General features: G+C 72.8%; 9 protein-coding genes. 5 read left to right on the top strand and 4 right to left on the bottom strand.

The window, feature by feature from the left end:
• The first annotated feature begins 101 nt into the window (after positions 1-101).
• The 5 genes from AC3WLB_RS06085 (at position 102) to AC3WLB_RS06105 (ending at position 8,037) form a co-directional block, all read left to right on the top strand.
• Entirely contained in the window at positions 102-2,048 is a 1,947-nt protein-coding gene (locus AC3WLB_RS06085) for a heparinase II/III domain-containing protein (protein ID WP_492504186.1), read from the top strand.
• Entirely contained in the window at positions 2,045-3,172 is a 1,128-nt protein-coding gene (locus AC3WLB_RS06090; RefSeq protein WP_492504188.1) for a LacI family DNA-binding transcriptional regulator, read from the top strand. Before AC3WLB_RS06085 ends, AC3WLB_RS06090 begins: the two co-directional genes overlap by 4 nt.
• Positions 3,169-5,142: a DUF2264 domain-containing protein gene (locus AC3WLB_RS06095; protein ID WP_492504190.1), complete on the top strand. Its 1,974-nt coding sequence runs from the start codon at positions 3,169-3,171 to the stop codon at positions 5,140-5,142. The genes AC3WLB_RS06090 and AC3WLB_RS06095 overlap by 4 nt, the downstream gene beginning before the upstream one ends.
• Before the next feature lie 86 nt (positions 5,143-5,228).
• A complete protein-coding gene (locus AC3WLB_RS06100; RefSeq protein ID WP_492504192.1) occupies positions 5,229-7,241 on the top strand; it encodes a right-handed parallel beta-helix repeat-containing protein in 2,013 nt (670 codons plus the stop codon).
• 118 nt (positions 7,242-7,359) lie between these two features.
• Positions 7,360-8,037 carry a GntR family transcriptional regulator gene (locus AC3WLB_RS06105; RefSeq protein ID WP_492504194.1) on the top strand — a complete coding sequence of 226 codons (678 nt, stop codon included), beginning with the start codon at positions 7,360-7,362 and terminating at the stop codon, positions 8,035-8,037.
• On the opposite strand, the gene AC3WLB_RS06110 is transcribed toward AC3WLB_RS06105, so the two are convergent.
• Genes AC3WLB_RS06110 through AC3WLB_RS06125 form a run of 4 tightly spaced genes read right to left on the bottom strand, consistent with a single transcriptional unit; the run spans position 8,025 to position 12,497 of the window.
• Entirely contained in the window at positions 8,025-8,840 is an 816-nt protein-coding gene (locus AC3WLB_RS06110) for an amidohydrolase family protein (RefSeq protein WP_492504196.1), read from the bottom strand. The two genes, AC3WLB_RS06105 and AC3WLB_RS06110, sit on opposite strands and share 13 nt — an antisense overlap.
• Positions 8,837-9,784: an aldo/keto reductase gene (locus AC3WLB_RS06115; protein WP_492504198.1), complete on the bottom strand. Its 948-nt coding sequence runs from the start codon at positions 9,782-9,784 to the stop codon at positions 8,837-8,839. Before AC3WLB_RS06115 ends, AC3WLB_RS06110 begins: the two co-directional genes overlap by 4 nt.
• A complete protein-coding gene (locus AC3WLB_RS06120; RefSeq protein ID WP_492504200.1) occupies positions 9,754-10,545 on the bottom strand; it encodes an RraA family protein in 792 nt (263 codons plus the stop codon). Before AC3WLB_RS06120 ends, AC3WLB_RS06115 begins: the two co-directional genes overlap by 31 nt.
• The gene (locus AC3WLB_RS06125; protein ID WP_492504202.1) at positions 10,542-12,497 is read right to left on the bottom strand and encodes a DUF8034 domain-containing protein; all 1,956 of its coding nucleotides are present in this window, start codon (positions 12,495-12,497) and stop codon (positions 10,542-10,544) included. The genes AC3WLB_RS06120 and AC3WLB_RS06125 overlap by 4 nt, the downstream gene beginning before the upstream one ends.

A 12,497-nucleotide genomic window follows, 5' to 3' on the forward strand; every position in this document is an offset into this window, starting at 1 on the left:
TCGTTGCGGGGTGCTGCACGACAGTACATACTCAGACGCGCTCCAATCGCTCGAATCGAACAGATTCGAACATGAACACACATGAAGCAACGGAGGTTGCCATGCCACTCCCCGCATCACCGACCGTGGCAGCACCCGGCGGCTACGCCGGCGTGCTGCACGAGCACTGGGGCGAGCGGATGCGCGAACCCCGCCTCCGCGACTCCTTCAGCCGGGCGGGCTCGACCGAGTTGCGGCGTCGCAGCGGCATCCCCGAAGCATCCGATTCGGCCTGGGCCGCCGTCGACGCGACGACGCTCGCGTTACTGCGCGAGGAGGCCGAGGCCGAGCGCGACCGACCATGGCCCGCCGTCACCGCCTCGCTCAGCGCCCGGTTCGCCCGCGACGGCGACCGGCAGTCGTACGAAGCCGCCCTGGCCGCGCGGCAGCAGCGGCTCACCCGAGCAGTCGTACTGGCAGCCGGCACCGCTTCGGCCGACTGGCTCGACGAGGCCGCCGACGGCGCCCTGCTGCTCTGCGAACAGAGCTCGTGGGCGCTGCCGGCCCACGACGACGCCCTGGACCGGCGCGGATTCGTGCTGCCCGACGCCGACCGTCCCGCCCTCGATCTCGGCGCCGGCGAGGTCGCCGCCCAGCTCGCCGTGGCCGACCGCATCCTCGGCCCCCACTGGGACGGCCGCTGGCCGGGCCTCCGCGAGCGCATCCGGCACGAGGCCGAACTGCGCGTCTTCACCCCGTTCGAGACGCGCGACGACTTCTGGTGGCTCGGCTACGAGCGCACGGTCAACAACTGGAACCCGTGGATTCTCAGCAACCTGCTGCTCGCCGCTGTGCTGCTCCTCGACGACCCGGTGCGGCTGGCGCGACTGGCAGCGCGGGCACTCGAGAGCCTCGACCGCTACGCGGCGACCCTTCCGCCCGACGGCGCCATCGACGAGGGCGTGGCCTACTGGTGGAACGGCGCCGCCCGGATGCTCGAACTGCTCGATCTCGTCGGCGAACTCACCGCGGGCGAACTCGACCCGGCCGGCCTGCCGCTCGTGCCGGAACTGCTGCGGTTCCCGCTGCGGATGCAGCTCGGCGACGAGTGGTCGGTGAACATGGCCGACGGCTGGGCGCGCAGCCGGGGCGGCGAACCGTGGCAGCTGGCGTTCCGCTGGGGCCGGCGGACGGGCGACCGCGACGTCGTCGACTGGGCGCGCGGCGGGCGGCGCCCGCAGCAGGTGGTGGCCCCGGTGGCGGGCGGCCTGCCGCGGCTGGCGCGGGCCCTCCTCGACCCGGAGTGGCGGGACACGACGCCCGCGGCCCCACCGCTCCCCCGCACCGTGTGGCTGCCCTCCACGCAGGTGTTCGTGAGCCGCGCGCGGGCCGGCGACCCGAGCGGCCTCACCCTGGCCGCGAAAGGCGGCACGAACGGCGAGAGCCACAACCACAAAGACCTCGGTTCGTTCATCGTGGCCGCCGACGGGCGGCCACTGCTCGTCGACGTGGGGAAGCCCACCTACTCGCGCCAGACCTTCGGCCCGGAACGGTACGGCATCCGGGCCATGCAGAGCGCCTGGCACAACGCCCCGGCGCCGCACGGGCTCGAACAGGCCGAGGGTTCCTCGTACGACGCTCGAGTCACGTCCGCCCCGGCCCCGACCGCGGGCGAGACCGCCGAGCCCGCCGCCCCGCTCGAACTCGATCTGACGGGCGCCTATCCGCTCGCCGCCGGCGAGGAATGGCGGCGGTCGTTCCGCCTCGCCTCGGCCGAGCGGGTCGAGATCACCGACAGCTGGCGTCTGCGCCCGGCGGCGAGCGCACCGGCGGGCTGGATCACGCTGGTGGCGGCGGGCGAGGTCCGGCTCTCGGCCGGCCGGGTCATCGTGTCGACCGAGGGCCGGAGCATCGCGGTCCGCGTCGAGGGGCTGGTGCCGGAATCGGAGGAGTGGTCGCTCGAGGACGCCGAGCTCGCCGCGGTGTGGGGTGCCCGGCTGACCCGGCTGAGGTACCCCGTGCCCGCCGCGGTGGGCACCCTCACGACGGTCGTGGAGCTCCTCCGATGAGCGGCACCGAACCGGTCTACGCGGTGCAGCGGCGCGAGCGCATCCTGGCCGAGCTGCGGGAGCACGGCGCCGTCAGTGTGACGACGCTCGCGCGGCGGCTCGACGTCAGCACGCTCACCGTGCGACGCGACATCAACGCCCTCGCCGAGCAGGGGCTGCTCACCCGCGTGCACGGCGGCGCCACGCTGCGCAGCACGCTCGACGTCGGCGCCCGGCCGTCCACCGCCGGGCTGCCGCCGCGCCACACCATCGGCATGGTGGTGCCGTCGCTCGAGTACTACTGGCCGGCGATCGTGAACGGCGCGCGATCACAGGCCGCCCGGCTGCGGGCATCCGTGCTCCTGCGGGCGTCGACCTACGACCCGAGGGACAACCGGCGTCACGTCGAGGCGCTGCTGAAGACGCCGGGACTGCAGGGCCTGATCGTGGCACCGGCCACCGAGGGCGAAGCGGCACTCGACACCCTGCGCTGGCTCGACTCCCTCCCGGTTCCCGTGGTGCTCGCCGAACGGCAGGTGCCGCCGGGGGCTGCGACCGCGCGGCTCGACTCCGTCGGAACCGACCACGCGGTCGGCGCCGCCCTCGCCGTGCAGCACCTGCACGAGCTGGGCCACACCCGCATCGGGTTGTTCACGCAGGCAGGTAACCCGACGGGCCCGGCGCTGCGCCTCGGCTGGCGCTCGGCGCTCGAGTCACTCGGCCTCCCGGTCGACGTCGCCGTTCTCGACGGCATCCGGTTCGACGAGCCCGGGCAGGATGCCGCGAAGGACGAGGCGCTCGACCTCCTCCGGAGCACGGGCACCACCGCGGTGATCGTGCTCCCCGATCCGCAGGCCATCGCGCTGCAGCAGCACGCCATCGACCGGGGGCTGCGCGTGCCGCACGATCTCGCGCTCGTCGCCTACGACGACGACGTCGCCCGCTTCGGCGACCCGGCCGTGACCGCCGTCCGGCCGCCGAAGGAGTACGTGGGCCGGGAGGCCGTCTCGACCCTGATCGCGCGGCTCGAAGACGCGCCGGGCCGCCCGCCGTACCGGGTGCTGCTCGGGCCGGAACTGCACGTGCGCCCGTCGTCGGCACCGGCATCGATCGACCGCGCCCTGCTCGAGGAGGCGAACGGATGACCGGGGCCGGCCGCACTCGGCTCGAACTGCCTCCGGACGATCGGGCTCTCTCCCCTCTCACCGGCTGGAGCCGCGGTCATTGGGCCGCCGTCGCCGACCACCTCCTGCTCTCCCTGCGCCCGCACTTCTCCGCGTCCCGCGCCCGCGTGCGGCTGCCCGGCATCACCAGTTCCAGCGGTGCGGACAGCGACGGCCTGGAGGGCTTCGCGCGCTCCTTCCTCCTCCACGCCTTCCGGCTGAGCGGCGAGGGCGGCGCCGATCCACTCGGCTTCGGCGAGTGGTACCGGGACGGCATCGTGGCCGGCTGCGACCCCGCGAATCCGGAGCGCTGGCCGCGGCCCGATGAGGTGGCCCAGGCGAAGGTGGAGGCCGCATCCCTCGCCCTCGGCCTGCAGCTGACCCGCCCGTGGCTGTGGGACCGCCTCCCGGCCGACGCGCAGCGCTCCGTCGTCGACTGGTTCTCGGGTGCGGCCGGCGGACACTACCCCGACAACAACTGGCTGTGGTTCCGCGTGACGATCGAGACGTTGCTCGCGTCGGTGGGCGGGCCGCACGACCCGGCGCGCATCCGTGCCGACCTCGCCACGATCGAGTCCTACTACCGCGGCGACGGCTGGTACGGCGACGGTCCGCTGCGCGCGTTCGACCAGTACAGCGGATGGGCGATGCAGTTCTACCCGCTGCTGTGGGCCGCGTCGGACGGCGCCGACCGATTCGGCGCGACCGAGCTCGCACCGGTGTTCCGCGAGCGACTCACGGAGTTCCTCGACGACCACCTGGCGCTCATCGGCGGCGACGGGATGCCCGTCTTCCAGGGGCGCAGCCTGATCTATCGGTTCGCCGCCGCGGCGCCGCTCTGGGTCGGCGCCGTCACCGGCGCGAGCCGGGCGCCGATGGGGCTCCTCCGCCGCGCGGCATCCGGCATGCTCAAGGGCTTCGTCGAGCGCGGAGCGATCGATGACCGCGGGCTGTTGTCAGTCGGCCTGTTCGGGGAATGGCCCGCCATGGCGCAGAGCTACTCGGGCTCGGGTTCGCCCTACTGGGCGGCGAAGGGCTTCCTCGGCCTCGCGCTCCCGGCCGGGCATCCGGTCTGGACCGCCGTCGAGGAGCCGCTGCCCGTGGAACGCGGGGATGTGCGGCGGCTGATCCGGCCTGCCGGCTGGGTCGTCAGCGGCACCCGCGCAGACGGGATCGTGCGGGTCGTCAATCACGGCACCGACCACGGCGACGCCGGGGTGTTCACCAGCGACGCCCCGCTGTACGCCCGCCTGGGCTACTCCACCGCGACCATTCCGCCCCTCATCGGTGGCACCCTGGACTCTCCCGTCGACAACTCGGTCGGAGCGCTCGACGCGGCCGGCCGCTCGACGAGTCGTTCGGGTTTCGAGTACGAGTTCGTGCGCGACGACGGGATCGCGGCGGTCGCGGCCTCCACGAGCCGCACCCACTGGGTGCGTGCGGACGCCGACGCGCCCGATCTCGGCGCCGGCCGGGCCGGGTCGGTCACGGCCGGGCCGGTGCTGCGCACGACCTCCGTCGTGCGCGGGCCCTGGGAGGTGCGTGTGGTGCGGCGCGTGCCGGGCGGCGGGCCCGAGGACTCGCATCCGGTGCGGCTGCGGCTGAGCGGATGGCCGGTCGCCGGCCCCGCTCGCGACGACACCGTGTCCGCCGCTCCCGGCGCCCGCTGCGTCGCCGAGCGCGGCGGACGGGTCTCGGCGCTGATTCCGCTCGCGGGGGTGGCGGATCTGCACCTGCACGAGGAGTCCGGCACCTCTCCCCTCGCCGAGACGACGGCCGTGCCCTGGGCCGAATTCGACGGTGTGGGTGTCGGCGATCAGGTCGCGGTGGCGGTGTTCCTCGGGGCAGCCGCTCCGCAGGACACCCCGGAGCTCGAGATCGAGAACGCGCCGGGCGAGAGCAGCTGCCGCATCGGCTGGCCTGACAGCACTCTGAGCACCACGCGCTGGTAGAGCCCGGCGCAGATCCGGCTGGGGCTCTTGACCGGCCGCGTCAACACTCGTACATTATCGATTACTCACTATCGATTGGAGCAACGATGCTCGGGTACACGAGACGAAACCGCCTTCGCCATGGCCTGGCCGGGGCCGGGCTGGCCGGCGCCGCCGCCCTCCTCCTGGTCGGAACGGCGGCGTCACCCGCCTTGGCGACTCCGCCACCTGGCCACCATCCGACTGGTCCGGGCAAGACGTACTACGTCGATGCGAACGCGTCCGGGGTCGGCCAGGGCAGGTCTCCCCAGACGGCGCTCACGAGCATCCAGGACTGCGCCGACCTGGCCCAGCCGGGCGACACCTGCGAGATCGGATCGGGAACCTATGAGGAGACGGTGACCCCGGCGAATTCGGGCACCAGCACGGCGCCCATCACCTTCACGGCCGCGCCGGGGGCCGACGTCGTGGTCAGCGGCACCGAGGAGCTCACCGGCTTCACGCCCGTGGACGAGACCCAGCTGGCTGCCGTCATCGCCGCCGACCCGTTCGCCGACGACTCCCTCTTCAGCGCGGCGGTCGCCGACGGCAAGATCTACAGCGTCGCCGCCGATCTGGGCGACGCCGGCGGCGAGGCACAGATCTTCACCGACGGCACCATGGACATCGAGGCGTCGTTCCCGTTCCCCGGCACCGACCTGCTCGACCCGGTGATCGAGCGCGCCGACAGCGGAACCGCGGATGCGACGATCGTCGACTCGACGCTCACCCGCCCGGCCGGGTACTGGGACGGTGCCCGCGCCCTCACCTCGTACTGGTACGTCACGGCGACCGGCACCGTCGCGAGTTCGGCGGTCGGCTCGGTCACGCTCACCACCGCGCCGCCCTGCGTGCACAAGGTCGTGCCGACCGATACCTGGTTCCGGCTCTCCGGCAAGATCGGGGAGCTCGGGCATCCGGGCTCCTACTTCTACGACGCAGCGGCCGGGCGGCTCTACGTCTACAGCGACGACGATCCTGCCGATCACGTGATCGAAGCCAAGGTGCGCGATCTCGCCTTCGACCTCTCCGGGGTCAGCAACGTGCACGTGACCGGCATCGGGGTCTTCGGCGCCACCATCCGCACCGGGGACACCAGCACGGGCGTGGTGCTCGACGGCATCGACGGCCGCTACCTCAGCCACTACTGGGACGTCACGCAGGGCGCCACCGACTGCGGCGCGAACGTCACCCGCGGCGTCACCACGAGCGGCATCATCATCAAGGGCACGGGCAACACCGTGAAGAACAGCCACCTGCAGTACAGCGCGGGCAACGGCATCTCCCTCGGCGGGTACGGCAACACGGCGATCGACAACGTCATCACCGACGTGGACTACGCCGGCACCTATGCCGCGGCGGTCGCCGTGCAGGGCCACAGCCAGACCGTGACCCACAACACGATGGCGCGGTCGGGCCGCAGCGGCATCAACCTGCAGTGGAACGGGGTCGCGGGAACGACCGCCGGGCCGGACCGGATCGCCTACAACGACATCTCCGGGCACGCCACCTTGAGCGTCGACACCGCCGCGATCTACACCTGCTGCTCGGCCTACATGGAGGGCACGCGCATCGACCACAACGTGCTGCACGACCCGACTCCGCGGGCCGGCGGCGTGTACCCGTTCGGCATCTCGGGGATCTACGCGGACAACGGGATGAGCGACATCCAGATCGACAACAACGTCGGCTGGGGGAACCATGAGGGCACGGTCGAGCTCAACGGCCTCGGCACCGGGTCGCACGACAACCTGGTCTACAACAACACGGGCGGCATGACCCTGTTCTACGTGAAGGAGGCCGGCCAGTCGACGGGCACGATCATCTCGAACAACATCGGCCCGATCACCGGTCTCGCCGGGGCGACCGACGGCGGGCTCGTGCTGTCGAACAACCTCATCACCGAAGATCCGCTGTTCGTGGATGCGGCGGCGCACGACTACCGGTTGCAGGCGGGATCTCCCGCTCGCAACGCCGCGGTGCCGTTGCCCGGGGTGAACGACGGATCGACCGATCCGACGCCGAGTCTCGGCGCGTTCCAGTACGGCGCGCCGGCGTGGACGGCGGGTGCGCGGCCCTGACGCGCCTGAAGCGGGGCGGGGATCGCGCAGCGTCGCGGTTTCCGCCCCGCTTGCGTCCCCGATCCAGCGATTATCGATTATGCTGGGCGAATCGCATCCGGTCGATCGAAGGGCAATCATGAGCGACCCGTTCACCTCGCTCGCCGGGCTGAAGCGCGGACTGCTGTCCGATCAGATCTACGAGCTGATGAAGTCGATGATCAAAGAGGGCACCCTTCCGCCGGGCGAGCAGCTCGTCGAGTCCCAGCTCGCCAAGCGCATGCAGGTCAGCCAGGCGCCGGTGCGCGACGCCCTCAAGCAGCTCGCGCACGAGGGCCTGGTGTCGCACGTGCGGCACCTCGGCAACTTCGTGGCGAGCTACTCCGAGGAGGAGTTCGTGCAGGCCAGGGCCGCCCGCGCCGAACTCGAGGCGATCGCCGGACGGCTCGCCTGCGGAACGCTGACGCCCGCCAGCCGGGCCCGGCTCACCGAGTTGATCGAACAGATGCACGCCGCTGCCGACTCGGGCGACCTCGACGCCTTCCGCGAACTCGACTTCACCTTCCACCGCAGCGTGGTGGAAGCCAGCGGCAACAGCTACCTGCCACGGATGTGGGACATCGTCGAGCCCGGGCTCCGCTCCATGCACGTGCTCGGCGACCCGAGCTTCGAGGGCGACTGGCACGAGGTGGCCGAGTGGCACCGGGCACTGCTCGACCGGCTCGACGGGGACGATCCGGAGGCCGCGTCGGCACTGTTCCGCGCCCACGCCTCGGGCACCCTGCTCGAGGAACCGGGGACGGATCAGAGCCGGTAGAGCTCCCGCGCGGTGCCGCCCCAGAACGCGGCCGCCCCGCGCTCCCCGAGCGGCGGCAGAGCATCCGCGATGCCGTCGACGACGGCCTCGTAGGGTGCGACACGAGCCGACATCGGCCAGTCGCTGCCGAACAGGAGCCGGCCCGAGCCGAACGCATCGACGGCCACCGCGAGCGACCGGCGCAGTCGCCCGCCGTCCGGTTGCGCTGTGACGACGCCGGACACCTTGGCGGCGACGTTCGGGCGCCGCGCGACATCGCGAACGCCCGACTCCCAGGCGGAGTCGGGCTCGCCGGCGCCGAGCCCGAGGTGGCAGAGCACGAAGGTCGTACGCGGATGCCGTGCGGCCAGCAGAGCCGCCGCCGGAAGCTGCTCGACGCGCACCAGCAGCTCCACGACCGCGCCGTGCGACGCCATCCGCTCGCTCAGCGGGTCGAGCCCGGCCACGTCGCCCAGGTCGGCGCGGCGATCGGGAACCGCGACCCGGATGCCCCGTACCCCGCCCGCCAGGGCCGGTGTCGACCCCGACGCATCGCCGGGGTCGTACTGCAGCACGACGGCGTCGAGCAGCGGATGCCGCCGGCCCAGCAGCCAGGCCGCCTCCTCCGGCGTGTCGGCGGCTTGTACGGCGATCGCACCCTGAATCGGCCCGATCGGCGTCACGACCGCACCGGCCTGAGCGGCGAGCGCCTCGGCGTCGGCGACGGCCGGCAGTCCCAGATCGGGCCGGAACCACGACAGGGCGACCCGGTCGAGATCCCAGAGGTGCACGTGCGCGTCGATCGCGCCGGCCGGCTCGGTCACAGCGCGGCCAGTTCCGCCCACAGCTCCTCGGGGATCGCCGCGGTCTCGGCCGCGGCGAACGCGTCCACCTCGGCGGGAGTGCGCGCGCCGACCACCACGGCCTCGACCGCGGGCGCCCGCAGCGGGTAGCGAGCCGCCGCGTCGGCGAGCCGCACGCCGTGCCGCTCGCAGGCATCCTGCAACCGCAGTGCGCGGCTGCGCAGCTCCGCCGACGCCTCGCGGTAGTCGAAGTAGGGGCTGCCGACCGGGTCGGCGAGGATACCCGAGTTGAACACCCCGGCGGCGATCACGCCGACCCCCCGTTCCGCAGCCGTGGGCAGCAGGGATGCCTCCCCCGTGTGGTCGAGCAGGGTGACGCGGCCGGCGATCATCACGACATCGAGATCGGCCTCGCGAACCAGGCGCGTGAGCGGCTCGGGCCACACCATCCCGGCGCCGATCGCCCGCACGACGCCCTCGTCGCGGAGGCGCACGAGCGCCGGGATGGCACCCCGGAGGGCCTCGTCGACGTCGGCGGGATCGTGCAGGTGGAGCAGATCGATGCGGTCGGTGCCGAGGCGCAGCAGACTGCCCTCGACACTCCGCAGCACCCCGTCGGCGCTGAGATCGCCGACGGTGTCGACCCCGGTGCCGCCGACGGCGATCGGCTCGCGGTCGGCGTCCACGATCATCCGGCCCACCTTCGTGGCGATCGAGACGGTGTCCCGGTCGACGCCGGCGCGGGCGAGCGCTCGGCCCAGCCGGCGTTCGCTGACCCCGGCGCCGTAGTGCGGAGCGGTGTCGAAGAAGCGGATGCCCCGGCCGAGCGCCGCGGCCACGGTGGCGTCGGCGGCATCCTCCGCCACGTCGTGGTAGAGGTTGCCGATCGGCGCGCAGCCGAGGCCGAACGTCTCGGAGGCGCCGATGGTCGCCGTCAGAGGGCGAACGCCTGCTCGGAACGCCACGCCTCGAACTCCTCTCGCGTGTCGGGGGTGAGGGGGTAGTAGTCGCTGAGCCGCGCACCCTCGTCGAGGCGCAGGCGGCTGAAGGTCTCCCACTCCTCGTGGTCGCGGGCGGCCTCGATCACGTCGCCCGACATCGCCTGCGGCACGATCACGGGCCCGTCGTCGTCGGCGATCACCACGTCGCCCGGCATGCACAGGGCACCGCCGACCGCGACGGGCACGTCGTAGGCCCACGGGAACAGCTCGGTCTGAGAGGCGTAGTGCGGGGTGGTGCCGGTCGACCAGACCGGCAGGCCGAGCTGACGGATGCGCGCCGCGTCGCGGATGCGCCCGTCGACCACGATTCCGGCACCGCCCTTGCGCAGGAAGTACCGCGCGAGGATGTCGCCGATGCAGCCCGAGAACCGGCTGCCGTAGGCCTGGATGACGAGTACGTCGCCCGGCTGCACCTGCTCGAGCACCGCCCAGAGCGCGGTGTGGCGCTCGACGTACTCCTGGCCGAGCCCGGAGGCGAGATCCTCCCGCTGGGGCATGAACTGCAGGGTGATGGCCGAGCCGACGATCCGCTGCCCGGGGGTGAGCGGAACCGGCCCGTCGACGTACGAGCGGGAGATGCCCATGCCGTGCAGCTTCGCACACGCCGTCGCCGAGGTGATGGTGTCGAAGCCGGCGATCGTCTCGGCGTCGGTGCGACGGTAGGCCGCACCGCGCACGGGGAGAGCGAAGTCGGGGTGCGGGAGGGCACCGGGGATGGTCGTCATGCTGATTCCTTCGTGTGGTCGTTCTGGTCGGCGGGGTCGGCGGCGGCGGTCGCGGCTCGATGCCGCGCCCTGGCCGTCGACGGGGCGGTGAGCAGCTCCAGCCGGAGTTCGTGGGCCGGCGGCAGCACGACTTCGATCGCGTCCCCGGCGGTGCTGAGGTGCTCGTCGGTCACGAGGCCGCGGGCGGCGGCGTAGGCGGTGCTCGCACCGGGGTAGTCGAGCCCGGTCTCGGCGCCGTAGCGCACGCCGACGAGTCGCGCGCGGCCGAGTCGGGAGGGCCGCACGGCCACCCGGCGGGTGTGCGTCGCGGAGGTGTTGACGAGCTTCAGCGCGATCCTGCCGGCGCCGAGCCCCGTCACGAGCGCCGCGACATCCGGCGGCAGGCCCGGCCGCGAGCGCTCCACGTCGTCGTAGTCGACGGCCGTGAACGGCAGACCGCCGTTGTAGAGCATCTGAGGGGCGCCCGAGACGAGCTGGGTGAGTACCTCGGTGACGACCGGGTTCACCCGCTGCCAGAAGTGGAGGTGCACCGTGGCCGGGTCGCTGTCGTCCGACTCGATCAGGGCCACCCGGCGCGCCACCTGGCCGAGCGCCATCTCGAGCGCGCGTTCGGGGTAGTCGGGCAGCTGCCCGTCGAGGTAGTCGAGCCAGGGCGACTCGTGGCCGGCCTCCGCCTTGTCGCGGAACGCCTTGACGGCGGGCTCCAGGCGCGGCCGCCCCGCCCGCACCCGGTCGAGACGCGCACGATCCTCGTCGCTGCGCGACCACCACCACAGCCAGGTCGGCAGCTCGAGCGGCATCGGCGCGAAGTCGAACCAGCCGTCCCGCCCGTAGCGGTGCGGCACCAGCAGGGCGGGCTGGTCGATCTCCGCGCCCAGGCGGGCCGCCCAGCCGCCCTTCAAGCTGTAGGGGGTCTCCGCCACGGATGCGACGACCGCGTGCTCGAGCACGGTGTCGAGCACCTGCCGGGCCATGTCGAGATAGCCGTCGTCACCCGACACCAGGGCGGCGTTCAGCCCCGAGACGACCGTCGCCATGCCGACCGACGGGAGGCCGTGCGGCCAGGTCCAGCCGTAGTGGCCCCCGAACCAGCGGCCGTCGTGCAGGCCGCCGGCCGTGCCGTCGGGTGCCACGCTGTCGGGCACCAGACCGCCGTTGGCCCGGGCGCGTTCCGCCCAGCCGCCGACGTAGCGCTCGACCCAGGCCGCCGAGGCGGGATCGCCGTCGTACAGCCAGCGGTTGGTCACCACACCGGTCGCGGCGAGGTTCACCACCACGTCGCCGGCGGCCGCCCGCTGCATCGCCTCCCCCATCGCCTGCGCCGCGGTCGGCTCGGCCAGGTCGGCCCAGCGCTCGATGCCGGGCACGAACTCCAGGGGCAAGCCGTACCGCTCCATCTCGGCCAGCGCCGCCGAGTACGGCTGCACGGCGTCGTTGAGGCCGGGCCGGGCGCCCAGGGCGCCGTTGTGCGGCGAGCGGATGATGTTGTGCTCCGGGTCGTAGTTGCCGTTCGCCGGGTCGGTGTAGAGCTCGGCGAACCGCCGCGCCCGGCTCCCGAACGCCGGGTCGGCCGGGTCGGCGGTGCACAGACCGTAGAAGAACAGCAGCGACTCGCCCTGGTGGAACCAGTCGTAGCCGTTCTCGTACTCCCCCGTGAGCATCCCGGCCGCCTCGAGCTGTGCTGTGACACCCGCCCAGTGCCGCTTGGCCGCGGCGAGCACCTCGTCGCTGCCGCCGAGCAGGTAGAACGCCGGCCAGTTGAAGAACGGCTCGTAGAGGTCGTCGACCCCGTCGCGGTCGGTGAACACGGCCGGGAAGACGATCCCGCCGTCAGGGCCGGTGTACCGCGCGGAGAACAGGCGCCAGGCGTCCTCGATGGTGGCGAACAGATGGCGCTGCAGCACGGCCCAGGCCGGCACCGCATCCAGCGGCACTCCGGTGATCGTGTCCAC

The sequence above is a fragment of the Herbiconiux sp. FW305-C-125 genome, assembly GCF_058783455.1.